This window comes from Sphingomonas sp. 2R-10 (assembly GCF_030062225.1).
GTDB lineage: Bacteria > Pseudomonadota > Alphaproteobacteria > Sphingomonadales > Sphingomonadaceae > Sphingomonas.
Genome location: NZ_JASCXF010000027.1, coordinates 37,405 through 62,735, shown reverse-complemented (window position 1 = coordinate 62,735; position 25,331 = coordinate 37,405). Strand labels below are relative to the sequence as shown.

The 25,331-nt window shown below is 67.7% G+C and carries 26 protein-coding genes; 12 read left to right on the top strand and 14 right to left on the bottom strand.

The genetic code is table 11. The annotated features are described in order from the left end of the window. The first annotated feature begins 161 nt into the window (after positions 1–161). A complete protein-coding gene (locus tag QLH51_RS13515; protein ID WP_125660148.1) occupies positions 162–380 on the top strand; it encodes a hypothetical protein in 219 nt (72 codons plus the stop codon). 139 nt (positions 381–519) lie between these two features. Here QLH51_RS13515 and QLH51_RS13510 read toward each other — a convergent pair whose 3' ends face one another. From QLH51_RS13510 to gatC, 5 genes are read right to left on the bottom strand one after another with little or no spacing between them, the layout of a single operon-like run. Next, on the bottom strand, positions 520–1,146 hold the full coding sequence (locus QLH51_RS13510) for a peptidylprolyl isomerase (RefSeq protein ID WP_443018838.1): 627 nt from the start codon (positions 1,144–1,146) through the stop codon (positions 520–522). Further along, complete coding sequence (gatB, locus tag QLH51_RS13505) at positions 1,146–2,624, bottom strand: Asp-tRNA(Asn)/Glu-tRNA(Gln) amidotransferase subunit GatB (RefSeq protein WP_125660145.1); 1,479 nt, start codon at positions 2,622–2,624, stop codon at positions 1,146–1,148. The genes QLH51_RS13510 and gatB overlap by 1 nt, the downstream gene beginning before the upstream one ends. A 1-nt stretch (position 2,625) precedes the next feature. Further along, on the bottom strand, positions 2,626–2,796 hold the full coding sequence (locus QLH51_RS13500) for a hypothetical protein (protein WP_283514621.1): 171 nt from the start codon (positions 2,794–2,796) through the stop codon (positions 2,626–2,628). Then, positions 2,793–4,274 (bottom strand): Asp-tRNA(Asn)/Glu-tRNA(Gln) amidotransferase subunit GatA, encoded by a 1,482-nt coding sequence (gatA, locus tag QLH51_RS13495; RefSeq protein ID WP_125660142.1) that lies wholly within the window; start codon positions 4,272–4,274, stop codon positions 2,793–2,795. The genes QLH51_RS13500 and gatA overlap by 4 nt, the downstream gene beginning before the upstream one ends. Then, the gene (gene gatC, locus QLH51_RS13490; protein WP_125660139.1) at positions 4,274–4,561 is read right to left on the bottom strand and encodes an Asp-tRNA(Asn)/Glu-tRNA(Gln) amidotransferase subunit GatC; all 288 of its coding nucleotides are present in this window, start codon (positions 4,559–4,561) and stop codon (positions 4,274–4,276) included. The genes gatA and gatC overlap by 1 nt, the downstream gene beginning before the upstream one ends. Positions 4,562–4,668: 107 nt before the next feature. Between gatC and QLH51_RS13485 the strand changes: the two genes are divergently transcribed. From QLH51_RS13485 to QLH51_RS13470, 4 genes are read left to right on the top strand one after another with little or no spacing between them, the layout of a single operon-like run. Then, positions 4,669–5,778 (top strand): DUF3089 domain-containing protein, encoded by a 1,110-nt coding sequence (locus tag QLH51_RS13485; RefSeq protein WP_125660136.1) that lies wholly within the window; start codon positions 4,669–4,671, stop codon positions 5,776–5,778. Further along, positions 5,775–6,245 (top strand): Holliday junction resolvase RuvX, encoded by a 471-nt coding sequence (gene ruvX / locus QLH51_RS13480; protein ID WP_125660134.1) that lies wholly within the window; start codon positions 5,775–5,777, stop codon positions 6,243–6,245. The genes QLH51_RS13485 and ruvX overlap by 4 nt, the downstream gene beginning before the upstream one ends. A gap of 40 nt (positions 6,246–6,285) precedes the next feature. Then, on the top strand, positions 6,286–7,275 hold the full coding sequence (locus QLH51_RS13475) for an aspartate carbamoyltransferase catalytic subunit (protein WP_125660131.1): 990 nt from the start codon (positions 6,286–6,288) through the stop codon (positions 7,273–7,275). Then, positions 7,272–8,477 (top strand): dihydroorotase, encoded by a 1,206-nt coding sequence (locus QLH51_RS13470; RefSeq protein ID WP_125660128.1) that lies wholly within the window; start codon positions 7,272–7,274, stop codon positions 8,475–8,477. The genes QLH51_RS13475 and QLH51_RS13470 overlap by 4 nt, the downstream gene beginning before the upstream one ends. A 43-nt stretch (positions 8,478–8,520) precedes the next feature. On the opposite strand, the gene QLH51_RS13465 is transcribed toward QLH51_RS13470, so the two are convergent. From QLH51_RS13465 to QLH51_RS13455, 3 genes are read right to left on the bottom strand one after another with little or no spacing between them, the layout of a single operon-like run. Beyond that, positions 8,521–9,810: an SPOR domain-containing protein gene (locus QLH51_RS13465; RefSeq protein WP_125660125.1), complete on the bottom strand. Its 1,290-nt coding sequence runs from the start codon at positions 9,808–9,810 to the stop codon at positions 8,521–8,523. After that, positions 9,807–10,193, bottom strand: a complete 387-nt coding sequence (locus QLH51_RS13460; protein ID WP_125660122.1) for a hypothetical protein — start codon at positions 10,191–10,193, stop codon at positions 9,807–9,809. The genes QLH51_RS13465 and QLH51_RS13460 overlap by 4 nt, the downstream gene beginning before the upstream one ends. Continuing rightward, positions 10,190–10,906, bottom strand: a complete 717-nt coding sequence (locus QLH51_RS13455) for an AAA family ATPase (RefSeq protein ID WP_125660119.1) — start codon at positions 10,904–10,906, stop codon at positions 10,190–10,192. The genes QLH51_RS13460 and QLH51_RS13455 overlap by 4 nt, the downstream gene beginning before the upstream one ends. 155 nt (positions 10,907–11,061) lie before the next feature. On the opposite strand from QLH51_RS13455, the gene QLH51_RS13450 reads away from it, so the two are divergent. Continuing rightward, positions 11,062–11,964: an SPOR domain-containing protein gene (locus QLH51_RS13450; RefSeq protein WP_125660116.1), complete on the top strand. Its 903-nt coding sequence runs from the start codon at positions 11,062–11,064 to the stop codon at positions 11,962–11,964. A 5-nt stretch (positions 11,965–11,969) separates the two neighbouring features. Here QLH51_RS13450 and serB read toward each other — a convergent pair whose 3' ends face one another. Further along, positions 11,970–12,851 (bottom strand): phosphoserine phosphatase SerB, encoded by an 882-nt coding sequence (gene serB / locus QLH51_RS13445; RefSeq protein ID WP_125660113.1) that lies wholly within the window; start codon positions 12,849–12,851, stop codon positions 11,970–11,972. On the opposite strand from serB, the gene miaA reads away from it, so the two are divergent. The 5 genes from miaA to QLH51_RS13420 all read left to right on the top strand — a co-directional run bounded on the left by miaA (position 12,850) and on the right by QLH51_RS13420 (position 18,255). After that, the gene (gene miaA, locus QLH51_RS13440) at positions 12,850–13,782 is read left to right on the top strand and encodes a tRNA (adenosine(37)-N6)-dimethylallyltransferase MiaA (RefSeq protein ID WP_125660110.1); all 933 of its coding nucleotides are present in this window, start codon (positions 12,850–12,852) and stop codon (positions 13,780–13,782) included. The genes serB and miaA overlap by 2 nt on opposite strands. 84 nt (positions 13,783–13,866) lie before the next feature. Further along, positions 13,867–15,612: an acetolactate synthase 3 large subunit gene (locus QLH51_RS13435; RefSeq protein ID WP_125660107.1), complete on the top strand. Its 1,746-nt coding sequence runs from the start codon at positions 13,867–13,869 to the stop codon at positions 15,610–15,612. A 148-nt stretch (positions 15,613–15,760) separates the two neighbouring features. Beyond that, entirely contained in the window at positions 15,761–16,276 is a 516-nt protein-coding gene (gene ilvN / locus QLH51_RS13430) for an acetolactate synthase small subunit (protein WP_125660104.1), read from the top strand. Between the two features lie 122 nt (positions 16,277–16,398). Further along, positions 16,399–17,418, top strand: a complete 1,020-nt coding sequence (gene ilvC, locus QLH51_RS13425; RefSeq protein ID WP_125660102.1) for a ketol-acid reductoisomerase — start codon at positions 16,399–16,401, stop codon at positions 17,416–17,418. Between the two features lie 231 nt (positions 17,419–17,649). Beyond that, the gene (locus tag QLH51_RS13420; RefSeq protein ID WP_125660099.1) at positions 17,650–18,255 is read left to right on the top strand and encodes a YceI family protein; all 606 of its coding nucleotides are present in this window, start codon (positions 17,650–17,652) and stop codon (positions 18,253–18,255) included. A gap of 20 nt (positions 18,256–18,275) precedes the next feature. Here QLH51_RS13420 and QLH51_RS13415 read toward each other — a convergent pair whose 3' ends face one another. Beyond that, positions 18,276–18,659 carry a BLUF domain-containing protein gene (locus QLH51_RS13415; RefSeq protein ID WP_125660171.1) on the bottom strand — a complete coding sequence of 128 codons (384 nt, stop codon included), beginning with the start codon at positions 18,657–18,659 and terminating at the stop codon, positions 18,276–18,278. A 258-nt stretch (positions 18,660–18,917) separates the two neighbouring features. On the opposite strand from QLH51_RS13415, the gene leuA reads away from it, so the two are divergent. Then, positions 18,918–20,594: a 2-isopropylmalate synthase gene (gene leuA / locus QLH51_RS13410; RefSeq protein ID WP_125660096.1), complete on the top strand. Its 1,677-nt coding sequence runs from the start codon at positions 18,918–18,920 to the stop codon at positions 20,592–20,594. Between the two features lie 109 nt (positions 20,595–20,703). Here the strand turns inward: leuA and QLH51_RS13405 are convergent, their stop codons facing one another. The 4 genes from QLH51_RS13405 to QLH51_RS13390 all read right to left on the bottom strand — a co-directional run bounded on the left by QLH51_RS13405 (position 20,704) and on the right by QLH51_RS13390 (position 25,193). Then, positions 20,704–21,408 carry a TorF family putative porin gene (locus tag QLH51_RS13405; protein WP_206429161.1) on the bottom strand — a complete coding sequence of 235 codons (705 nt, stop codon included), beginning with the start codon at positions 21,406–21,408 and terminating at the stop codon, positions 20,704–20,706. A gap of 23 nt (positions 21,409–21,431) precedes the next feature. Continuing rightward, positions 21,432–21,878, bottom strand: coding sequence for a hypothetical protein (locus QLH51_RS13400; RefSeq protein ID WP_206429160.1), 447 nt, complete (start codon positions 21,876–21,878; stop codon positions 21,432–21,434). A gap of 210 nt (positions 21,879–22,088) precedes the next feature. Further along, a complete protein-coding gene (locus QLH51_RS13395; RefSeq protein ID WP_125660091.1) occupies positions 22,089–22,361 on the bottom strand; it encodes an SWIB/MDM2 domain-containing protein in 273 nt (90 codons plus the stop codon). A gap of 159 nt (positions 22,362–22,520) precedes the next feature. Next, the gene (locus QLH51_RS13390; protein ID WP_125660088.1) at positions 22,521–25,193 is read right to left on the bottom strand and encodes a TonB-dependent receptor; all 2,673 of its coding nucleotides are present in this window, start codon (positions 25,191–25,193) and stop codon (positions 22,521–22,523) included. Between the last annotated feature and the right edge of the window lie 138 nt (positions 25,194–25,331).

The following is a 25,331-nucleotide window of genomic DNA, read 5'->3' as shown; positions in this document are numbered from 1 at the left end:
CCCCGAACAACCGGTGCCGCAGACCGAGCCGGGCCAGCCGACCGCGCCGCCGCCCGAGATCGACGTGCCCGGCCCCGACATCGACGTGCCGAGCCCGATGCCCGGCGGCGATCCCGGCGTGACCCCCGTCCCCGGCCAACCCGTCATGGGAGCGAACTGACATGACCGACCGCGATCGCAGCGCCCATCCCGACAGCGCCCCGCAGGACGATACCGACCGCCGCAGCGATATCGAACGCGCGTTGGATGGCGTGACCGGCGACGTCGAGCGTGCCGGCACCCACAGTGGTGCCACCTCACCGACCGAACCGACGGTATCGCCCGACAGCGCCGGTGGATCGGGCGGGGTCGTCCGCAATCAGGAGGGCGACGGACAATAAGGTCCGCTCGTCACCGCGAACGTCATTCCGGCGAAGGCTGGAATATCCCGGCTATCTGGCAGCGCAGGAGCCGCGTGAGACCCCAGCCTTCGCTGGGATGACGTTCGTAGTGGAATCGTCCGGCCAGCGCTTCCTTCCGCTACCCGGCAACCCGCCGCGCGGTAATGACCTTCACCGGCGCGGCGGGCATTTCGCCCTTGAATGCCCCGTTGCTGGCTTTGACCGGATCGACTGGCGTTTCCAGTATCCTCGACAGGACGTCGCGACCGCCGACCACCCGCGCGAACGCGGCATAGCCCTGCCCGTCCCCTGGCACGCCGGGGGCAGCATCCAGTGCGCGGCGTTGGTCGCCGACCGAAATCGTAAATTCGCCCCGCGCCGTGCCGACACCCAGGCGGGCGACCGACAGGGTGCCATCGGTATGCGACAACCCGGTCCGGGTCGTCGGTTCGTGCTTGATCGGCGGCAGCATCTTCTTCGCGTCGGTATGCGGCCCGAACTGGACGAAGCCGAACTCCGGCCCGACCTTGACGATGCGATAAAAGCTGACGCCGTCCAGCCGCTTCTGGTCGACATAGCGCAGAAAATTGGCGGCGGTGATCGGCGCGCGCTCCGTCTCCACCTCGACGGTCAGCGTGCCGGCGGTCGTGACGATCGCGACGCGCGGCAGCGATGGGTCGCCCGCGGGTTGCGGCGCCGGGGTCTGGGCCAGTGCCGGTGCGGCGAGCACCAACGCCACCAGCATCGCACGCCGAGTCGGCTGCATCATCCCAGCGCCTTCTTCAGCAGATCGTTGACCACGCCGGGATTGGCCTTGCCGCCCATCGCCTTCATCGTCTGCCCGACGAAGAATCCGAACAGCTTGTCCTTGCCGCCGCGATAGTCGGCGACCTTGTCGGCATTCCTTTCCATGACCTCGGCGATCACCGCCTCGATCGCGCCGGTGTCGCTGGTCTGCTTGAGGCCACGTTCCTCGACGATGGCGTTCGCGCCCTGCCCGGTTTCCAGCATGATCTCGAACACCTGCTTCGACAGCGTGCCCGACAACGTGCCATCCGCGACGAGCTTGAGCAGTTCCGCGCCCTGCGCCGGCGATACCGGGCTGTCCGTCACGCTCTTGCCGAGCCGGTTGAGCGCGCCATATAGGTCTGAAATCAACCAGTTGGCGGCCGATTTTGCCGGAACCTGCGAACCGCATTCGGCCAGCAGCGCCTCGAACCAGCGCGCGGTTTCTACTTCGGCGGTCAGCACTGCTGCGTTGTAGGCGGACAGTCCCAGTTCGCCCTCGTACCGCTTGCGCTTGGCATCGGGCAATTCGGGCAACGACGCGCGACATTCGTCGAGAAACGCGTCGTCCAGTTCGAGCGGCAACAGGTCTGGATCCGGGAAGTAGCGATAGTCGTGCGCGTCTTCCTTCGATCGCATCGACCGGGTGACGCCCTTGTCCGGATCGAACAGGCGGGTTTCCTGCACGATGCGGCCGCCATCCTCCAACACCGCGACCTGCCGGTTCGCCTCATATTCGATCGCGGCCATCACGAAACGCACCGAATTGACGTTCTTCGTCTCGGTCCGCGTCCCCAGTTCCTCCCCCGGACGACGCACCGAGACGTTGACGTCGGCGCGCATCGATCCCTGGTCCATATTGCCGTCGCACGACCCGACATAACGGAGAATCGACCGCAGCTTCGACAGATAAGCCCCTGCTTCCGCTGGCGAAGTCATGTCCGGCCGGCTGACGATTTCCATCAGCGCAACGCCCGATCGGTTGAGATCGACATAGGAACGCGTCGGATGCTGGTCGTGCATCAGCTTGCCGGCATCCTGTTCGACATGGATTCGCTCGACACCGATCGTTTTGGTGGGGCTGTTCGGGTCCTTTTCGTCGAGGACGACCGTAACCGATCCCTCGCCGACCAGCGGGTGATAGAGCTGACTGATCTGATAGCCCTGCGGCAGATCGGCATAGAAGTAATTCTTGCGGTCGAACCGCGACCATTTGTTGATGACCGCATCGATCGCCATGCCGGTGCGCACCGCCTGCCGAATGCACTCGCGGTTCGGCGTCGGCAACATGCCGGGCATCGCCGCATCGACCAGCGATACCTGCGTATTGGGCTCGGCCCCGAACGCAGTAGCCGCCCCGGAGAACAGCTTGGCGTTCGACGTGACCTGCGCATGGACTTCGAGGCCGATCACGACCTCCCAGTCGCCGGTTGCGCCACGGATGCGGTAATCGCTCATGTCATCGCTCTTCATACGGGCCGGTCGGCGGCCGCTGTTCCATTTCGTTCCGCGGGACCGGCTTGGGTCCCCCGGACGTCGTGCCGTTCGCCTTCGATTTCCCGTCGGGCAACATGTCGATGGCGACTTCGACCACCGTTCCAATTGCCTCGATCAGGACTTCGGCGATCACCACCACCTGTCCGCACGCGCGACGAACCCGGCCCGCTGCTCGATCGCCAGACCGGCATTCAGCACGCCCTGCTCGTCGAGCGGCTTGCCAATGATCTGCAACCCCAGCGGCAGCCCGTCCTTGTCGACCCCGCCCGGGACGCTCATCGCGGGCAGGCCGGCGAGGCTCGAGGGCACGGTGAAGACGTCGTTCAGGTACATCGCGATCGGATCGGCGCTCTTTTCGCCCAACGCGAACGCCGCCGACGGTGCGGTCGGGGTCAGCAGCACGTCGCATTGTTCCCACGCCCGTTCGAAGTCGCGGGCGATCAGCGACCGCACCTTCTGCGCCTGCGTATAATAGGCGTCGTAGAAGCCGGCCGAGAGCACATAGGTGCCAATCATGATCCGGCGCTTCACCTCGTCGCCGAAACCGGCGGCGCGGGTCGCGGCGTACATGTCCTGCAGGCCCGCGCCATCGGGCAGAACGCGCTGGCCGAAGCGCACGCCGTCATAGCGGGCGAGGTTCGACGATGCCTCGGCGGGTGCAATGATGTAATATGCAGGCAGCGCATATCGCGTGTGCGGCAGCGACACTTCGACGATCTCCGCACCGGCGTCGCGCATCCAGTCGATGCCCTGCTGCCACAGCGCCTCGATTTCGGGCGGCATGTCATCGACGCGGTATTCCTTCGGGATGCCGACGCGCTTGCCCGCCATGCTGGCGTCCAGCCCCGCTTCCCATGCCGGCACGGGCAGGTCGAGCGAGGTCGAATCCTTCGGATCGAACCCGGCCATCGCCTCCAGCATGATTGCGCAGTCGCGCACGTCGCGCGCCATCGGCCCCGCCTGATCGAGCGAGGAGGCGAAGGCGACGACGCCGTAGCGCGAGCAGCGGCCATAGGTCGGCTTGATGCCGGTGATGCCGACGAAGGCGGCGGGCTGACGGATCGAGCCGCCGGTGTCGGTGCCGGTCGCCGCCGGGCACAGCCGCGCGGCAATCGCCGCCGACGACCCGCCCGACGACCCACCCGGCGCCATCGGCGCGGTGTCGCCCTGCCGCCGCCATGGCGAAACGACGTTGCCGAACGCGCTGGTTTCGTTGGAGGACCCCATCGCGAACTGGTCGAGGTTCAGCTTGCCCAGCATCCCCGCGCCGGCATTCCACAGATTGCCCGACACGGTCGATTCATATTGCGGCACGAACCCTTTCAGGATGCCGCTTGCCGCCGTCGTCTCGACCCCCTGCGTGCAGAACAGGTCCTTCATGCCGATCGGGACGCCCGCCAGCGGTTTCAGCGTCTCGCCCGCCGCGCGCGCGTCGTCGGCGACCTTCGCGGCGGCGATGGCGTGGTCGGGGGTTTCGACGAGGAAGGCGTTGAGCGGCTTCGCGGCGGCGACGTCGCCGATGAACGCATCGGCGACGTCGCGCGCGGAAAATTCGCCGCCGCGCACGCCGTCGCGGATCGCGGCGACGCCAAGGTCGGTCAGGTTCGACACTATTCGATCACTTTCGGAACGGTGAAAAAGCCGTGTTCGCCCTGCGGCGCATTGGCGAGCACCGCCAAGCGGACGTCGCCATCGGTGACGACGTCGTCGCGCAGGCGCAGATGGTTGGGGATGACGGCGGTCATCGGTTCGACCCCTTGGGTATCGACCTCGCCCAGCTGCTCGATCCAGCCGAGGATGTTGCCGAGTTCGGGCGCCAGCCTTTCGGCCTCGGCGTCGGTGATCGCGATGCGGGCAAGGCCGGCCACGCGTTTGACGGTTGCAGGTTCGACGGACATGGCATGGCGGCTAGCATCCCCGCCCGCCCCCCACAAGCACCCGCAAAGCGGTTGCGTGGACGCGGCGCTTCGCCCACCAAGAGCCGGTACGAGCGACGGAGAGACGATTGGCGCGCAAATTCCTGTACGTGGTGGCGACGCTGATCGTGCTCGTGATCGTCGGCGGCGTGGTCTATGCGCTGTTCGGCAACGACCTGCTCAGGCGGGCGATGGTGCCCAGCGTCGCGTTCCGGGCCGAGCCGGCGATGCCGGCCAATGCCTATGCCGATCGCGCGATGTGGTTCGCGCGGCCGGGGCTGACGAACACGCCGGTCGACTGGTTGCCGCCGGGCGTGGAGCGGGGCGCGCCGGGCGACGCGGAAATCTTCTTCATCCATCCGACCTCGTTCGTCGGCACCGACCGCTGGAACGCGGCGCTGGACGATGGCGAGACCAATGGCCGGGCGCAGGTGTTCCTGCGCGGACAGGCGAGCGCGTTCAGCGCCGCCGGGCGGGTATGGGCGCCGCGCTATCGCCAGGCGACGTTCGGCGCGTTCCTGACCGGCGAAGCCGCCGCGACCCAGGCGCTCGACCTCGCCTATCGCGACGTCGCGGCGGCGTTCGACCGGTTTCTCGCCGAAGCCGATCCGAAACGCCCGATCATCCTTGCCGGCCACAGCCAGGGCGCCCTGCACCTGACGCGCCTGCTGCGCGAGAAGGTGGCGGGCACCCCGATCGCCCGGCGGATCGTCGCCGCCTATGTCGTCGGCTGGCCGGTGTCGAAGGCGACCGACCTCACGGCGCTCGGCATGGCCCAATGCACCGCCGCCGATCAGGCCGGCTGTCTGCTGTCGTGGCAGAGTTTCGCCGAACCGGCGGACCCGACGCTGATCGTCGAGCAATATGATGCGTCGACCGGGTTCGACGGCCGACCGCGCAACGGCACGCCGATGGTGTGCACCAACCCGTTGACCGGCACCGCCGGCGGCGCGGCGCCCGCCAGTGCCAATGCAGGCACGCTGATCCCCGACCAGTCGCTGGAGAGCGCGACGATGACGCCCGGCCTGGTCCCGGCGCGCTGCGATCCGCGCGGTTTCCTGCTGATCGGCGACAATCCGCCCGACCTTGGCCCGTTCGTGCTGCCGGGCAACAACTGGCATGTCTATGACTACAGCCTGTTCTGGGCGAATGTCCGCGCCGACGCGCTGCGCCGGCTGGCGGCGTGGGAGAAACGATGATTACCGAAGACCGCACCGCCTTTCGCGATGCGCTGCCCGATGGCGGGCGGCTGATCGGGCTGGACGTCGGGACCAGGACGATCGGGACCGCGCTGTGTGACGCCGGATGGAGCTTCGCCAGCCCCGCCGTGCTGGTGACCCGCACGAAATTCACCGCCGACAAGGCGCAGTTGACGACGCTGATCCGCCAGCAATCGGTGCGCGGCATCGTCCTCGGCCTGCCGCTCAACATGGACGGCACCGATTCGCCGCGCACGCAATCGGTCCGCGCGTTCGCCCGCAACCTCGACGACACCGGCCTGCCGATCTTCCTGTGGGACGAACGCTGGTCGACGGTCGCGGTCGAGCGACAGATGATCGCCGAGGATCTGAGCCGCGCCAAGCGGGCCGAGCGGGTCGACAAGCTGGCCGCCGCCTATATCCTGCAAGGCGCGATCGACGCACTGGTCAGCGTCCCGCTCGGCTGAGCTTGCGCGAGCGCGCGCCGCAGCCTAACCGGTCGCCTCGATGCCTATTTCAGACCACCGCCCCGCCGCCATGATCGATGGCGGCGCCGTCTTTCCGCATCGGCACCTGACCGGGATCGAGGGGTTGCAGCCCCATGAGATCCTGTTCCTGCTCGACGAGGCGGAACAATGGATCGACGCCAATCGCAGCCGGGGTCCCGGCGACCACCGGCTGGACGGCGTGACGCAGATCAACGCCTTTTTCGAGAACAGCACCCGCACGCTGCTGTCGTTCGAGATCGCCGGCAAGCGGCTGGGCGCCGACGTCGTCAACATGTATGCCGGCCAGTCGAGCGTGAAGAAGGGCGAGACGCTGATCGATACGGCGGTGACGCTGAACGCGATGCGCGCCGACGTGATCGTCATCCGCCACGGATCGTCGGGCGCGGTGCAGCTGATCGCCGACAAGGTCGACTGCCCGGTGCTGAACGCGGGCGACGGCTGGCACGAACACCCGACCCAGGCGCTGCTCGACGCGTTGACTATCCGCCGCCGACTCGGCGAAATCGCCCACAAACGCGTCGTAATCTGCGGCGACATCCTGCACAGCCGCGTTGCGCGGTCGAACATTCTCGCGCTGATCACGCTTGCCGCCGAGGTCCGGGTGGTCGCGCCCGCGACGCTGATGCCGCAGGCGATCGAATCGATGGGCGTCACCCCCTTCACCGATTTCGACGCCGCGCTCGAAGGGGCCGATGTGGTCATGATGCTGCGGTTGCAGAATGAGCGGATGAACGGCGGTTTCATTCCGTCGACGCGCGAATATCACCTGCGCTACGGCCTGACGCGCGATCGGCTGAAGCGGGCCGAACCCCATGCGATCGTGATGCATCCCGGCCCGATGAACCGGGGAATCGAGATCACCAGTGACGTCGCCGACGATCCCGAACGATCGACGATCACCGAACAGGTCGAGATGGGCGTCGCGGTGCGCATGGCGTGCCTCGACGTGCTGACCCGGCGCAGCCGCGGCGTGGAGGGATGGGCATGAGCATGATCTTCACCGGCGGGACGCTGGTCTGCCCGACCGGTGGCGTGACGCGGCAGGACCTGTTCGTCGATGGCGACATGATCGTCAACGCGGCGGCGGGCGATGCGAAGACGATCGATATCGCGGGCAAGCTGATCGCCCCGGCGATCGTCGATCTGGGCGTGTTCGGCATCGATGCCGCCGCCTGTCGCGCGGGCGGGATTGTCCGCGTCGGGCTGATGCCCGATCAGGCGCCGGTGCTCGACGATCCCGGCATCGTCGCTCGGGCCGCGCATATGGGCAAGCCCGATATCTGGATCCATCCGCTGTCGGCGGCGACGCAGGGCCTGCGCGGTACCGACCTCGCCGAAATGGCGATCAACGTCGAAGCGGGCGCGGTGGCAGTGGCGACCGGGCGGCGGTGGATCGCCGACAGCGGCGTGATGCGCAAGGTGCTGGCCTATGCCCGCGACTGCGACCTCGTCGTCGTCGCGCATGCCGAGGATGGCGGCCTTGCCGGCGATGCGGTGGCGACGGCGGGCGAGACCGCGACCCGCCTCGGCCTGCCCGCCGCGCCGGCCATGGCGGAGGCGCTGGCGATCGCGCGCGACGTGATGCTGGCCGAGGATACCGGCGCACGGCTCCATTTCCGGCAGGTGACGACCGCCGCCGGCTTCGACCTGATCCGTGCGGCCAAGCGGCGCGGCGTCCGCGTCACCTGCGGCATCACCCCGGCGCATCTGTACCTGTCAGATATCGCGATGAGCGATTTCCGGACGTTCGCGCACCTCTCGCCCCCCCTGCGCAGCGAGAGCGACCGGCAGGCGGCGCGTGCCGCGATCGCCGACGGGACGATCGACGTGCTGTGTTCGGGGCACGATCCGCGCGGACCGGAGGCGAAGCGCCTGCCCTTCGCCGATTCGGAACCGGGCATGGCGGGGGCGGAAACGCTGCTGCCGATGGGGTTGGGGCTGGTGCGCGACGGGCTGATCGGGCTCGACCGGCTGTTCGCGCTGCTGGCGTACAACCCGGCGCGGCTGCTCGGGCTCGATTCGGGGACGCTTGCGTCCGGCACACCCGCCGACCTGATCGTCATCGACCGGGACGCACCGTGGCAGGTCCGCGCCGATGCGCTGGCGGGCAAGGCGGCGAACACGCCGTTCGACGGCCTGCCGGTACAGGGCCGCGCGGTCCGGGTGATAAAGGGCGGCGCGTTCCTGTAACGGGAACGCGCCGCCTCCTCCTGGGAGAGGCTCGGGAAAGGGGTCAGCGCGCGGCGAGGCGCTCGGGACGGGCCCAGCTTGCCAGCTGTTCGCCGGCATGGGTGCGCACGAAGCAGCGATCGCCCTTTGCCCGCACGCTGCCGCACAGCGTCGCAGCATCGGCGCGGGCGAGCCCGCCGACCGACAGGCGATAGAAGCTCGCCCCGCGGATGCTGGCCTGCATGCCCTGCGGCGTCAGCGCGGAGAGGCGCGGTACGTTGCGGCGCATCCGGCGCCACGCGTCGCGCGCGACGGCGGCATTGTCGAACGCGCCGAGCTGGACGTAATAGTTGCCGCCGGTGGCAGCCTGTGCCGCGGGCGCCGCCGTGGCACGGGCGCGGGCGGCCATGCGCACGGGCGCCTGTCGCAGATAGCTGGCCGGCAATGCCTGCACGATCTCGCGGCGCGGGGCAAAGGTGATCGCCGGGCGGACGGTCGCCGCCAGCCGGACCGGGGCGGGCACGGCGGGGACGATCGGGGTATCGACGACCGGTTCGACCGGGACCACGGCGGCGGGTACGTCAGGGACCGGGTCGGCCTGCGCCAGCGCGACGGGCGCTGCCGGCGCGGAGAGGGCAAGCTGGACCGGCTGGCCGCGATCGGGCGCAGGCGTGACGCCGAGCAGCGCGGCGACCTGTTGCGCGGCGTGTTCGGGGCGCGCGAACGCCGCCCATTCCACCAGCCGCTGGTCGACCTGTGCCGGCGCCATGTCGACCGACGCCACCGTCCGCGCATCGACCCAGCGCCCGTCGAGCGCCAGCGCGAGCGCGAGGTTCTGGCGGATCGTCGCGGTCGCCGCCGGATCGCGCGCCGCTTCGCTGAGCAGCGCGATGCCGCCCGCCGGATCGCCGGCCAGCGCGAGGGCGAGGCCGCGATCCGCCGGCGAAATCCGTGCCGAATGTGCGGTCAGCGTGTCGCGCGCCGCGACCCATTCGCCGGTGGCGGTCTGCGCCAGCGCAAGGTTCAGCGCCGCCTTCGCATCGGTCGGATCGAGCGCCAGCACGTCGCTGAACGCCTGCGTCGCCGACGCGAACCGGCCGGCGGCAAGGTATGCGCGTCCCAGCAGCGAACGATAGGTCGCGTCGCGCGGCGACAGCGCCACGGCCTGTTCCGCGAACGTCACCGCCTGTGCCGGGCGGTGCTTCGCCAGCGCCTGCAGCGCCTTGCCCGCGAACTTGCCTGCCGCGCCGTCCTCCGATGATGCGACCGCGACCGTGCCGCCCGCGACCAGCGCGAGCGAACCGCCCAGCATGGCCGTGGCGAGGCCGATCGATACCAGCAGATGCGTCTTCATGGCTTGCCCTTTGCTGCCCCGTCGGGGGCGAGGCGCTGAACGAGCGCCGCGATGTCGGAGGTCGATGGCAGGAAGTGGTCGAGCGCCTCGCGCACGAACGCTTCCGGGGAAATGTCGCGGACCGTCGCCGCCAGCCGCAGCCGCAGCATCCGGTCGGCGTCGAGCGTCAGCTGGATCGTCTCGCCGGGCGGTCCCGAGGGCAGCGCCTGCAGCTTCGCACGGTCGCGCAATACCGCCGGGCGGGCATCGCCCAGATCGTTCCAGCCGAGATCGTCGCCGTCGCCGGTCGGACCCGTGCCGTGCGGCCGCATCGCCGGGCGCGCCTCGCCCTTGCGCGCCAGCAGGGCCGAATCGATCGATGCCGGGGGACGCTGCGTCGTCATGCGCCGCCCCCCTGCCCCCGGCGGCCGAAACCGCCGGCGGCGACGCGGGTCGCGCCGGGCAGGGTCGGTACGGCGAAGACCGTGCGACGGAAATTCTTTTCCAGCCGGTCCTGGATATAGCTCCACAGCCCCTCGATCTCCGCGCTCGACTTCGAGGACGGATCGATCTCCATGACGGTGCGGCCGTCGACCATCGACGACGCGAAATCGACGCGGTGGTGGATGATGACCGGCGCGACCGTACCGTGCTGCGACAATGCCATCGTCGCTTCGGTCGTGATGCGCGCACCCGGCGTCGCGGCGTTCACGACGAAAACCAGCGGCTTGCCGGCACGGTCGCACAGGTCGACGGTGGCGCCGACCGCGCGCAGGTCGTGCGGGCTGGGCCGCGTCGGCACGACGATCAGTTCGGCGACGGCGATCACGCTCTGGATCGCCATGGTGATCGCCGGCGGCGTGTCGATCACGGCCAGCTTGAACCCGTGCGCGCGCAGCGTCTCCAGATCGGCGGCCAGCCGCGCGACCATCGTCTGCGCGAAGGCCGGTTCGTCGGTCACCCGTGCGTTCCACCAGTCGGCCAGCGATCCCTGCGGGTCGATATCGACCATCACGACCGGCCCGGCACCGGCGCGTTCGGCCTGCACGGCCAGATGCCCGGACAAGGTCGTCTTGCCCGAACCACCCTTTTGCGATGCCACCGCCAGTACGCGCATTGCGCCGTCGTCTCCCCGTAAATCCCGGGACGGCATGACACGGCGTCGGATAAGAAGCGGTTAACGCGGCGTCCATGCTTGCCCGCGCGCGAAAGGCTTTCCGAACATCGTGAACCGCTGATAGGAAGAAGTCCTGAGACGCAAAGGGGAATTCGATGCGCGGTGTGGTTGGGCTGGCGCTGGCCGGCGCGATGCTGTCGACGGCGGCGATGGCGGACGTGAAGGCCGGGGTCGATGCGTGGGCGCGTGGCGACTGGGCTACAGCGGTGCGCGAATGGCAGCAACCAGCCGTTGCCGGTGATGCCGATGCGCAGTTCAATCTGGGGCAGGCATACAAGCTGGGCCGGGGCGTGCCGATGGACATGGCGCAGGCGGAACTATGGTATGCCCGTGCCGCGCAGCAGGGGCACCGGCAGGCGGAGGACAATTACGGCCTGATCCTGTTCCAGAACGGCAAGCGCGCCGAGGCGGTGAAATGGCTGGAGAAATCGTCGCAGCGGGGGGAAGCGCGGAGCCAATTTGTCCTTGGCACGATGCTGTTCAACGGCGATGCGGTGCCCAAGGACTGGCGGCGGGCCTATGCGCTGATGACGCGCGCGTCGTCGGCGGGGCTGCCGCAGGCGTCGGCGACGCTGGCGGAGATGGACCGCTACGTCCCGCTGCCCGACCGGCAGGCGGCGCTGGCGATGGCCCGCGACCTCGAGCGCGACGCCGGCCGTCCGGCGCTGGCGAGTGTCCAGCCTGTGCCGACGCCCCGCGCGGTGGCGACGCCCGTCGCCAGGCCGATCCCGACGCCCCGTCCGGCCCCCGCTCCCGTCGCCAAACCGGCACCGGTGCGCGACGGCGGGTGGCGGGTGCAGTTGGGCGCATTCAAGGACGGCGGCAACGCCCGTCGCCTGTGGAGCAGCGTCGCGGGCAAGTTCGCCGGTCGCCAGCCCTATTACGAGCAGGCCGGCGGCGTCACCCGGCTACAGGTCGGGCCGTTCGCGTCGAGCGCGGAAGCCAGCCGCGCCTGCGCGGCGATCCGCCCGACGACCTGCGTCCCGATGAAGCGCTGAAACGATCAGCCCGTCGCCCAGTCGGCGCGCGCGATCCCCTGTATATATAGCAGGGCGGTCAAATCGGTGTGGTCGATCCGCACCCCGGCCTCGGCAGCCACGATCGGCTTGGCGTGATAGGCGATGCCCAGGCCAGCGCGGCGGATCATCGGCAGGTCGTTGGCCCCGTCGCCGACCGCCAGCGTCGCCGCCGGATCGATGCCCAGTTCGTCGATCGCCGCCAGCAACGTCACTTCCTTGGTCGTCGCATCGACGATCGGCTTGCGCACCTTGCCGGTCAGCCGGCCGTCCTCGATCAGCAGGCGGTTGGCGATCATCCGGTGGAAACCGAGTTCGTGGCCGACCGGCTCGGCGAAGCGGGTGAAGCCGCCCGAGACGAGGATCGTCGTCGCACCCCGCGCGCGCATCGTCCGGATGAGCGTCTTCGCGCCGGGCATCAGCTTGACCCGCTCGTCGAGACAGCGCTGGATCGCGCCTTCCTCCAGCCCCTCCAGCAGCGCGACGCGCGCATCGAGTGCCGAAGCGAAGTCGAGTTCGCCGCGCATCGCACGTTCGGTCACCTCGGCGATCTGTGGCTTGATCCCGGCATAGTCGGCCAGTTCGTCGATACATTCGACGGTAATCATCGTCGAATCCATGTCGGCGACCAGCAGCTTCTTCTCGCGGTCCGCCGCGGGCTGAACGGCGATATCGGTGCGGGGAAACTGCCCTTCGATCGCGGCGCGCGCCGCGTCGGGGTCCGTCGCGAAACGGATATCGGCGGCACGGCCTTCGTCGAGCCACGTCCAGCCCTCGATCAGGCAACCCGCCGTGTCGAGGCGATCGGCGGCGGCGGAAATATCGCCCGCGGCGATCGATTCGGCTGCTATCAGCGTGGCGATGAACATGGCGAATTCTCCTGACCGTCCGAGGGTCGCGCTCATCGCAGGCCCGACCGCCAGCGGCAAGTCCGCGCTGGCGGTCGCGATCGCGCGAGGACATGACGGCGTGGTCGTCAACGCCGACAGCGCACAGGTGTATCGCGACCTGCGCGTGCTGTCGGCCCGCCCCGCACCGGAGGAAGAAGCGCAGGCACCGCATCGCCTGTTCGGCCATGTCGACGGCGCGGACAGCTATTCCGCCGCCGCATGGGCAAAGGACGCGACGGTCGCGATCGACGCCGCCCATGCCGCGGGCAAGCTGCCGGTACTGGTCGGCGGCACCGGCCTGTATCTGCGCACGCTGATCGACGGGATCGCGCCGGTGCCCGACATCGATCCCGCTATCCGGACCGAGGTCCGCGCGCTGCCGCTGGAACAGGCGGCGGCGATGCTGCACCGGCTTGACCCGGCCGCCGCCGCGCGCCTGAACCCGGCCGATACGACCCGGGTCACGCGCGCGCTGGAGGTGGTGCGGTCGACTGGCCGGACGCTGGCCGACTGGCAGCGTGACCGCAGCGGCGGCATCGGCGATCGCATCGCGCTGTCGGCGATGGTCCTGCTGCCCGATCGCGACTGGCTGACCGAACGCTGCGACCGGCGACTGGCGGAAATGTTCGACGGCGGCGCGGTCGAGGAAGTCGCCGCGCTGCTCGCCCGCGACGACATCGCGCCCGATGCGCCGGTGCGGCGCGCGATCGGCGTGGGTGAGATCGCGGCATGGCAGGAGGGTGCCACAACCCGGGCGGAGGCGCTTGCCACGGCGCGTTTCGCAACGCGGCAATATGCGAAACGGCAGTATACGTGGTTCCGCAACCAGCCACCGGCCGGCTGGCTTCGCACCAGCGAAACCGAAACATGCGCATTGTCGACCATATTCGACACTTTATTACGCCAATGATGGTTGACACGCATATTTGCTGCGACTAGCGACGCCGTTCCAACGGTGCTATCGCGCCTGCGAGATATTGAGGAGTGAAGACCCATGCCCGAGAAGAGTGGAGCCGCCATTTTGGTCGAGGCCCTCGTCGACCTCGGTGTGGAAGTCGTATTCGGCTATCCCGGCGGCGCGGTGCTGCCGATCTACGACGCGCTGTTCGAACACAGCCGGATCAAGCACATCCTCGTCCGGCACGAACAGGCGGCAACGCATGCGGCGGAGGGCTATGCCCGTTCGACCGGCAAGCCCGGCGTCGTGCTGGTCACGTCGGGACCGGGTGCGACCAACGCGATCACCGGCATCACCGACGCGCTGCTCGATTCGATTCCGATGATCGTCATCACCGGGCAGGTTCCGACCGCGCTGATCGGCACCGACGCGTTTCAGGAGGCCGATACCGTCGGCATCACGCGCCACTGCTGCAAGCACAACTATCTGGTGAAGGACCCGGCCAAGCTGGGCCATGTCATCCACGAGGCGTTCCATATCGCCACCGCCGGCCGTCCCGGCCCGGTCGTGGTCGACATCCCCAAGGACGTGCAGGTTGCGACCGCCCGCTATACCAGGCCCGGCCCGATCCAGCACAAGACCTATCGCCCCAAGGTGAAGGCCGATCGTGCCCAGATCGAGCAGGTCGTCGACATGCTGGCGGCCGCCGAACGTCCGGTGCTCTATACCGGCGGCGGCATCATCAATTCGGGTCCGGCGGCATCGCAGCTGTTGCGCGAACTGGCGCGCGTCACCGGCGCGCCGGTCACCTCGACGCTGATGGGTCTGGGCGCGCTGCCCGCGTCCAGCTCGCAATGGCTGGGCATGCTGGGGATGCACGGCACCTACGAAGCGAACATGGCGATGAACGAGGCCGATCTGGTCGTCGCCATCGGCGCGCGCTTCGACGACCGGGTGACGGGGCGGCTCGACGCCTTTTCCCCGCGCAGCCGCAAGGTCCATATCGATATCGACCGGTCGAGCGTGAACAAGATCGTCCGTGCCGACCTGGGCATCATCGCCGATGCCGGTCACGCGATGGAGGACATGGTGCGCGTGTGGAAATCGCGCCAGCATCCCAAACCCGACCTGACCGAATGGTGGTCGAAGATCGATGGCTGGCGCGCGAGGCGCTGCCTCGACTTTCCCGAAGGCGGCAACGAGATCATGCCGCAGCGTGCCGTCCGCGCGCTGTACGAGGCGACCAAGCATCGCGCGCCGATCGTGTCGACCGAGGTCGGCCAGCACCAGATGTGGGCCGCGCAGCATTTCGGGTTCGAGGCGCCGAACAAGTGGCTGACCAGCGGCGGTCTGGGCACGATGGGCTATGGCCTGCCCGCCGCGATCGGCGCGCAGCTGGGCAATCCGGGCGCGCTGTGCATCGACATCGCCGGCGAGGCGTCGATCCAGATGAACATCCAGGAGCTGGCGACGGCGACGCAATATCGCCTGCCGGTGAAGGTGTTCATCCTGAACAACGAATATATGGGCATGGTCCGCCAGTGGCAGGAGCTGACCTATTCGTCGCGCTATTCGAACAGCTATTCGGACTCGCTGCCCGATTTCGTGAAGCTGGCCGAGGCTTATGGCTGGAAGGGCATCCGCATCGAGGGGCCGGACCAGCTGGACGCGGGGATTCAGGCGATGCTCGACCATGACGGGCCGGTGATGGTCGACTGCATGGTGGCGAAGCTCGCCAACTGCTTCCCGATGATCCCTAGCGGAGCGGCGCATACCGACATGATCCTGCAGGCGAACGAAGTCTCGGGCGAGATGGACGACGAGGCGAAGGCGCTGGTGTAAAACTTAGATCCTCCCCGCTCCGCGGGGAGGGGGACCGCTCGCAGAGCGGTGGAGGGGGATTTCCCCAAGCGACACGCTGTGTGGGGGTCCCCCTCCACCAAGCTGCGCTTGGTCCCCCTCCCCGTTCCGGGGAGGAACAGGGACGAACATGCACATCAAGACCGAACAGACCGAACGGCACACGCTGGCCGTGCTCGTCGACAACGAACCCGGCATCCTCGCGCGTATCGCCGGGCTATTTTCCGGGCGGGGCTATAATATCGAGAGCCTGACCGTGTCGGAGATCACCGCCGACAAGGCGGTCAGCCGCATCACCATCGTCACCAGCGCATCACCGCCGGTGATGGAACAGATCATCGCCCAGCTCGACCGGCTGGTGCCGGTCCACAAGGTCATCGACCTGACGGTGCAGGGCGCGCATGTCGAGCGCGAGCTGGCGCTGGTCAAGGTCGTCGGCACCGGCGAGCACCGGATCGAGGCGCTGCGACTGGCCGAAGTCTATCGCGCGCGCGTGGTCGATGCGACGGTATCGAGCTTCGTGTTCGAGGTGACGGGATCGATCGAAAAGATCGACAAGTTCACCGAATTGATGGCCGAAGTCGGTCTAGTCGAGGTCGCTCGCACCGGCATCGCCGCCATCGCCCGCGGACGAGAGGCCGCCTGAAATCTATTCGCCGTACTCCGTCACTCCAGCGAAGGCTGGAGTCTCTTTCCACGGACCCCGCGCTTGCGGACGGAGACCCCAGCCTTCGCTGGGGTGACGCAACTTTCGAAAGGGAACCCCACATGCGTGTCTATTACGATCGCGATGCCGATCTGAACCTGATCTCGGACAAGAAGATCGCGATCCTCGGCTATGGTTCGCAGGGCCATGCCCATGCGCAGAACCTGCGTGATTCGGGCGTGAAGAACGTCGCGATCGCGCTGCGTCCGGGATCGGCGAGCGCCGCCAAGGCGGAGGGCGCGGGCTTCAAGGTGATGCCGAACGCCGAAGCCGCGGCATGGGCCGACATCCTGATGATCCTCGCGCCCGACGAGCATCAGGCGGCGATCTATGCCGACGATATCCATGCGAACCTGAAGCCGGGTGCGGCACTCGCCTTCGCCCACGGCCTGAACGTCCATTTCGGGCTGATCGAGCCGCGCGCCGACGTCGACGTCATCATGATCGCGCCCAAGGGCCCCGGCCACACCGTGCGCAGCGAATATGTGAAGGGCGGCGGCGTGCCGTGCCTCGTCGCGATCCATCAGGACGCGTCGGGCAACGCGCACGACATCGCGCTCGCCTATGCCAGCGGCGTCGGCGGCGGACGTTCGGGCATCATCGAGACGAACTTCCGCGAGGAATGCGAAACCGACCTGTTCGGCGAGCAGGCCGTGCTGTGCGGCGGCATCACCCACCTGATCCAGGCCGGGTTCGAAACGCTGGTCGAGGCCGGGTATGCGCCGGAAATGGCATATTTCGAATGCCTCCACGAAACCAAGCTGATCGTCGACCTGCTGTATGAGGGCGGCATCGCCAACATGCGCTATTCGATCTCGAACACCGCCGAGTATGGCGACATCGTGACGGGTCCGCGGATCATCACCGACGAGACCAAGAAGGAAATGAAGCGCGTGCTGGCCGACATTCAGTCGGGCCGCTTCGTCCGCAATTTCGTCCTCGACAACCGTGCCGGACAGCCCGAGCTGAAGGCGGCGCGCAAGCAGGCGGCGGCGCACCCGATCGAAAAGACCGGCAGCGAGCTGCGGGCGATGATGCCGTGGATCGGGGCGAATAAGCTGGTGGACCAGTCCAAAAACTGACGGAGCGCAGCGGCGAGGCCGCTGCACTCGACAGCTTTTGGACCGGCCGGCGCGACAAAGCCCGCCCCTCGGGGCGCGGCTTTGCCGCGACCGACGGGCGGGCGGCAATATGCCCCCACCCCACGGCACCGAAACCGAAACCAACCGTTTCGCATCCGGTATTTGACCCGAAGCGTGGCACCTCCGACAACGGCGGCATCCCGACTTCGCCTCAACCGGAGAGCCACACCCATGCGCACGCCCCTGATCCTCGCCGCCGCCCTGTTCGCGGTCGCCGCCCCGACCGTCGCCCAGCTGCCCGGCGCCCCCGACAAGGCCCGCGTCACCGCCGGCACCTACACCGTCGATACCGCGCATACCCAGGTCCACTGGCGCGTGAACCATATGGGCTTCTCGATGCTGGACGGCCTGTTCGGTGCAACTGGCGGTACCGCGACGATCGATCCGAAGAACCCGGCGGCCAGCAAGGTCGCGATCGATTTCGACATCGCCAGGTCGCTGACCGTCACCAGCCCGCAATTCGCCGAGCATCTGAAGTCGAAGGATTTCTTCGACGTCGCCAACAACCCGACCGCGAAGTTCGTGTCGACCCGCATCCAGCCGATGGGCGATCATTGGATGATGAACGGCAACCTGACGATCAAGGGCCAGACGAAGCCGGTGCAACTGACCATGCGCTTCGTGGGCGCGGGCGAGAACCCGATGAACAAGAAGAAGAATGTCGGCTTCACCGCGACGGGATCGATCAATCGCAGCGAGTTCGGGCTCGGCATGGCCGTGCCGGTCGTGTCGGACAAGGTCGACCTGACGATCAACGCCGCGTTCGTCGCGGCGTAACGCCGGTCGGTGCGCGGGGTTCAGGCCGCGCGCATCGCCGCGAACCCTTCGAAGGTGCCGCGCACGCTGGGCGCGGCACCTTCGACCAGCGTCGCGACCTGTGCGACGATGCTGCCCGTGCCGTCGTCGGCGGCCATCGCCCAGTCGCCGAACTCGCGCGTCGCGACCTCGCGCCGGGACAGCACGACCATCGCATGGTGCCGCGGATCGGCGGCGATGCGCGCATAGGCCGCCTCGACGTGCGCCGCCTCCCCTTCCAGCGCCTGCAGGAACCGGCGGCCGCGGTGGTGCAGCAATCCGGTGATGCCGTCGCGGCGGTTGTTGCGCCGCGAACTCGCCAGTATCCGGGCAAGATCGATCGTCGCACCGGTGCGGGCCGTGCTTACATAGATCAGCTGCAACATCATCGCCTCATCGGAAACCCGCCAAACCACTGTCGATACAGCGGGCTTCGTTACCAACCGGTATCGACGCCCCTCGCCTATGGACTTTCGGACCGCTTTTCCCCACAGACGCGCCATGGTCTGCGCGAACGCCCGACTGCTACGACTTAGCCGCCCTTAGGGCCGGATCGCACGCGCGTGCGCTGGTCCTGAGGGAGTATCGAACCCTTTCGGCAGATACCGGCGCTCGGGTAGCGCCCCAGACAGGCCAGAGACGACATGCTGCGCGATCCTTCGACCAAATACCGCCCCTTCCCCACCATCGACCTGCCCGACCGGCAATGGCCGTCGCGCACGATCACCACGGCTCCCCGCTGGCTGTCGACCGACCTGCGCGACGGCAATCAGGCGCTGATCGACCCGATGGGCGCGGAGAAGAAGAACCGGTTCTTCGACCTGCTGCTGAAGGTCGGGCTGAAGGAGATCGAGGTCGGCTTCCCCTCCGCCGGGGCGACCGAGTTCGACTTCATTTCCAGCCTGGTGCGCGACGATCGCATTCCCGACGACGTGTGGGTGCAGGTGCTGACCCAGTCGCGCCGCGACCTGATCGAGCGCAGCTTCGAAAGCCTCGACGGCGCGAGGCAGGCGATCGTCCACCTCTACAACGCGGTCAGCCCGGCATGGCGGCGGATCGTGTTCGGCATGGAACGCCACGAAGTCCGCGAGATCGCCATCGCGGGTGCGAAGGTGCTGCGCGACGAGGCGGCGAAGCGCCCGGACACCGACTGGCGGTTCGAATACAGCCCGGAAACCTTTTCGACCGCCGAACTCGACTTCTCGGTCGAGGTCTGCGCAGCGGTGATGGACGTGCTGCGCCCGACGCCGGACAAGCCGCTGATCCTGAACCTGCCGGCGACGGTCGAGGCGGCGACGCCCAACGTCTATGCCGACCAGATCGAATGGTTCTGTCGCAACGTGCCCAACCGCGACAGCGTCGTCATCTCGCTGCACACCCATAACGACCGCGGCACCGGCGTCGCCGCCGCCGAACTGGGGCTGATGGCCGGCGCCGACCGGGTCGAGGGTTGCCTGCTCGGCAATGGCGAGCGGACCGGCAATTGCGATCTCGTGACGGTCGCGCTGAACCTCTACACGCAGGGCGTCGACCCGCAGCTCGACCTGTCGGACATCGACGAGGTCGTGAACACGGTGAACTATTGCACCGCGCTGCCGGTCCATCCGCGCACGCCCTATGCCGGCGATCTGGTGTTCACCGCCTTTTCGGGCAGCCATCAGGACGCGATCAAGAAGGGCATGGCGGCACAGGCGGTGCGCAACGACGGCCTATGGGAAGTCCCCTATCTCCCGATCGACCCCGCCGATCTCGGCCGCAGCTATGAAGCGGTGATCCGCGTCAATTCGCAGTCGGGCAAGGGCGGCGTGGCGTGGGTGCTCGAACAGGACAAGGGGCTGAAGCTGCCCAAGCGGTTGCAGGCCGATCTGAGCCGCCACGTGCAGGCGATGGCCGACCGGCTGGGCCGCGAACTGAACGCCGCCGACATCTGGGCCGCGTTCCACGACGCGTATCTGCCGCACGGCAAGGATCGCTACGCACTGATCGACTATGCCGAAACCCATGCGCCCGGCGGCGGTCCGCCGCGCACCTTCGTCGGCCGCGTCCAGATGGATGGCGAGGAGCGTTCGATCTCGGGCAAGGGCAACGGGCTGCTGTCGGGGCTGCTCGCCGCGCTGCGCGACGAGGGCGGCATCGACATGGACGTCATCGATTACAGCGAGCACGCGATCGGCCATGGCGCCGATGCGCAGGCCGCGGCGTATCTCGAATGCAGCCTGCCCGACGGGCGGCGGGTGTTCGGGGTGGGGATCGACGGCGACGTCGCGACCGCGACGGTGCGGGCGGCGCTGAGCGCGGCCAATGCGACGGTGCGGGGATAAACCCAGCCAAAAACGTCACCCCAGCGCAGGCTGGGGTGACGTGCGCTTTTGGATTCAGAGCCGGAAGCACCGTCCCAACCATTGGTGCGGCGTTTGCGTCTTCAGGGCCTCAGAACGCGAACCGCGCCCGGCCCAGAATCCGGTCGCCGCCGTGTCGCCGATCCCCGATGGCGCTTACCACGCGGTCGTCGGTCAGGTCGGTCCCGACATAGTCGACCGCCAGCGTCAGCGGGCCGGTGGTATGTTCGACGCCCAGCCGCCAGTCGGTATAGGTCCCGCCGGGCCGCAACCGGTCGGCGCGCGCGGCAGCGTCCACCGCGCCCGACGAGCGTCCGACGCCGCCGACCAGCGTGAACGGCGTGGCCGGTATCCCCGCGACCGCCTGTGCCGACAGATACAGGTTGCTGCCGCCGATCGCCCGCTGCGGCGGAGCATAGAGCGCGCCGGCCGTCAGTTCGACCGGCCCCAGCGCATAGCGCGCATCGCCGCCGAATTCGGCATAGTCCATGCCACGCGCCGCGCCGGCGAAGATGTGACCGATCGCCCGCCCGCGCAGTTGCAACGGTCCGGCATCGGCAACGAACGCCGCGCCCAGATCGGCAACCGCATCGGCGCCATCGTGTCGCACCGAGTCGCGCAGGGCGGCAACCCGGGCGTCGATCTCGATCGCGCCCAGCGTCAGCGCGGCATCGCCGGAAATCGATGCCCTGCCCTCGCTCCAGCTCAACCCGCGCCGCCGTTCGTCGGTGGTCGCCTCAACCCCGACCGACGGCAGCGACTGCGCCTGTGCCGCTGTCGTCAGCAACAGCGACATCGCTCCGAAAACTGCTCTTGCTGTCATCCTGCCTGTCTGTTTCCCTGCATCCGGTCGATTTCGGCGTGGAGTACCCCGTGGTCCTCCTGCGCCAGTCGTACCAGTTGCGCCTGTAGTTCGGGGGTGCGCGTCGCGACTTCATCCGCGATCGCGCGCTTCTGCGCGCTGCACCAGCCCGGCCGGCTGCCCTCGACCACATTGTCGTGCGCGAACGAGCGTGCCAGCGTCGATCCCGAGGCGTGCCGTGCCTGCCGGTCGACCACCAGTCCCGCGCGCCACATGCAGCGCAACGTCGACGGGCGTCCGCCCGCACCGGCCGCGCCGACCTGGCGGTGGGTGACCTGTACGTCAGCGCGATAGTCCGACTGTACCGTGCCGGTGGCGTGGTCGATGCGAACGCTGTGCGCCATGCCGGCCTGCGGCGCGACCGAAGCCATCACCCATATCATGCCGGCCAATCCGATCGTCATGTCCATCTCCTGTTCCTGCGAATGGTTCCGGCCCATGCTGGCCGGTAACCGGTTCGGACGTTTGTCCGATACGGACATAACCGATCGAGAGCACGATACGTTTCCGAAAATCGCACCGGCAACGCTTTGTCACGATACGAAAACGCCGCCCGGGTTGCCCCAGGCGGCGTCTTCACGAACAGGTCGCACCGCACCAGCGGCGCGAACCGGTCACTTCATGTGCGCGCTCAGCAGCTTGTTCATTTCGAACATCGAGCACGACTTCTTGCCGAACAGCTTTTCGAGCGTGGCGTCGGCCAGGATCTCGCGCTTGTCCTTCGGGTTCTGCAGGTCGTGCTTCTTGATGTATTCCCACATCTTGCTGACGACTTCGCTGCGGGGCAGCGGATCGGAGCCGGTGATCTTCGCCAGATCGGCCGACGGCTGCACCGGCTTCGCGATACCGCCCCGGGCGCCGCCGGTCGTCGTGGTTTCCTTGGCCATAATATTCCTCCTAATCCCCCTGAGGGCCGCACCCCGTGGGCACGGCAGGCCGACGGTTATGCAATGTTCCGATGCGCTTGTCGCGGGGGAAAAGCGACAAACCGTACCGGGGATTCCACGAAATTCCCCCTATAACCAGCCTTTCGTCCCGAATTCGGGTCAGAAACCGAACCGGGCACGCACCCCGTAGAAGCGCGGCATGGCGGGATAGACGCCATAGGTGCCGGTCTGCTCGGGGATCGGGAAGCCGGAGATGTTGTAATACTGGTTGGTGATGTTCTCGACGAAGAACTCCAGCTGCTTGCTGCGATCGTCGGTCGCCACGCCGATCTTGCCGTTGAGCAGCGGGTAGCCGTCATTGCCGACCCGCGTGGTGCCGGTGCCGTCGCGGACGATCGACACGTCGCTGTTGTAGCGCATGTCGACATGGAACAGCGCGTTCAGGTCGCCGGTCAGTTTCGGCGTCCACGTCGCGGCGACGGTGAACACGTTGCGCGGCTGGTTCAGGAACTGGCGGCCGTTCTGGTTCTGGAGCGGCGTGCCGGTGAAGTCGTTGTCGGCATCATAGGATGCGTCGAGCAGCGTGTAGCCGAAGCGGAAGCTCAGCTCGCGGATCGGCTGAACCAGCGACTCGAGTTCGACGCCCTTGGCGGTCGACTTCGGCACGTTCTGCACGATGAAGCTGTTGCCCGCGAAGAGCAGCGACTGGAGCCCCTTGAACTTCTGGTAGAACAACGCGGCGTTGAACGAGAATTTGCGCGTGAAGCTGGTCTTCAGGCCCAGTTCGTAGCTGTCGACCGTTTCCGCCCCGAATTCCAGATCGGTGGCCTGCGCACCGTCGCCGCCCAGCACGCGGGTATTGAAGCTCGCCTGGTCGAGATTGTAGCCACCCGATTTGAACCCGCGATCGTAGCTGGCATAGCCGAGGATGTCGGGCGTGAACTTGTAGGCGAGCTTGGCGGTGCCGGTCAGCCGGCTTTCCGACCGGTCATGGGTGTAGTTGCCGTTGAACTCGCTCGACACCGCCGGGTTGCAGCTGAGCAGGAACAGGTTCTGGAACAGCGCCGGACTCGCGGTGCGGATCGCATTGCGATAGACGACCGCGCGCGGATCGTTGCCGAGGAAGAAGCCGCATGCCGCCGGGTTGCTGTTGATTGATGCCGCCAGCTCCTTGCGTTCGTAATTGTAGCGCAGGCCCAGCGTCACCGACAGCTGATCGGTCACGTTGATGATGTTGTGGGTGAACAGCGCGAACGCGTTGGTATCGACCTGGAAATCGTCGTTGTTGTTCCCCTGTCCCGCGACGTTCGGCGTCAGCGGCGTGTTGAGGTAGTTGAAGACGGACGATCCCGGCGCGAAATTGGCCTGCAAGTCCGCACTCTGCGCATAGAGCAACTGTCCGAACAGCGGCACCGTGCCGGCGGGCAGCGCCGCGCCGCCGCGCAGCGACGTCACCAGCTGGGTAAAGGTCGGCACGTTGAAGCTGCCGAAGAACTGCGCCGCCCGCCCGATGCCGCCGGCCGATGGCGGCGCGCCCAGCACGCCCGCCAGCAGCGTGTCGACATAGCGGTTGGCATCGTTGCCCAGCCGCACCGTGTCGCGCAGCTTCAGCTTTTCGTTCAGGTAGAAGCCGCCGACGAGGAAATCGAGCTTGCCGTCGAACAGCTGCCCCTGCAGCCGCAGTTCCTGCGTGATGTCGCGCAGCGAGGACTTGTACCCTTCGCGATAGGCGCGATCGATCCCCGAATAGTCGATGTCCTGGTTCCGCAGTACGCGGAAATCGCGATAGGCGCTGATCGACGTGAGTTTCAGGTCGCCGATATCGGCGTTCAGTTCGCCCGACAAGCCCCAGTCGCGCACCGCTTCGCCATAATCGCGGTTGGGCGATGCCGCCATCTTCCGGTCGGACGGCGGCCCGGTATAGATGCCGGTGCGGCCCTGCTGCGTCGCGATCGCCTGGATCGCGGCGGCGGTCGGTCCGCGGGTTCCGCTGACGACGCCGCAGCACTGCTCGTCGGTCTTGTAATAGTCGCCGATCAGGCGGAAGCTGAACGCCGAGGTGTCGTACAGCGCCTGGCCGCGGACGTACCAGCGGTTGATGTCGTTGAACGCGCGGTCGGAATTGACGTCGTCGATATAGCCGTCGCGCTTGCGATAGCCGCCATCGACGCGCAGCGCGAGCTGTTCGGTCACCGGCCCGGTCAGCGCGCCCTTCAACTCATATGCGTTGTAATTGCCGTATTCGCCCTCGACATAGCCACCCAGATCGAACTTCGGCAGCGCGGTCGTCACCGACAGCGCGCCGGCAGAGGTATTGCGGCCGAACAGCGTCCCCTGCGGTCCGCGCAGCACCTCGACGCGTTCCACCTCGGGCAGTTCGGCGATGGCGATGCCTGCGCGCGACCGGAAGACGCCGTCGATGAACACGCCGACCGCCGGCTCGAACCCCGGATTGTCGCCCGCCGTGCCGACGCCGCGAATCGACAGCGAGGTGGATACGGCCGACGACTGGCCGGTCGTGGTCTGGAGCGAGGGGGCCAGCTGTTCCAGCCCGCGGATGTCGCGCACGCCGGCATCGTCGAGCAGCTGCGCGTTCACCGCGGTCACCGCGACCGGCACGTCCTGGATCGGCTCGGCGCGGCGATTGGCGGTGACGATGATCTCGTTGCCCCAATCCTCTTCGGTGGCGGTCGGCGGCACGTCCTGCTGCACCGCGCCCGCGGCGGTCGGCGTGGACGGTACGGGCGACGTGGCCGTGGTCTGTGCGACGGCGGGCAGCGCGCCGACGACCATGGACAGGGCGGTGGCCGCCAGCAGTTGGAACTTCGTCATGGCATCCCCTCTTCCTCTGCTGCCGATATCGTCCGGCTATGCAGGTTGCATTTGGTGACGAAGCATCTATCCCGCGTCAACGGGCAAGCAACCATGAAACCGCGCTTTTGTCGGCGAACGGGTATGGAAGCCACAGTT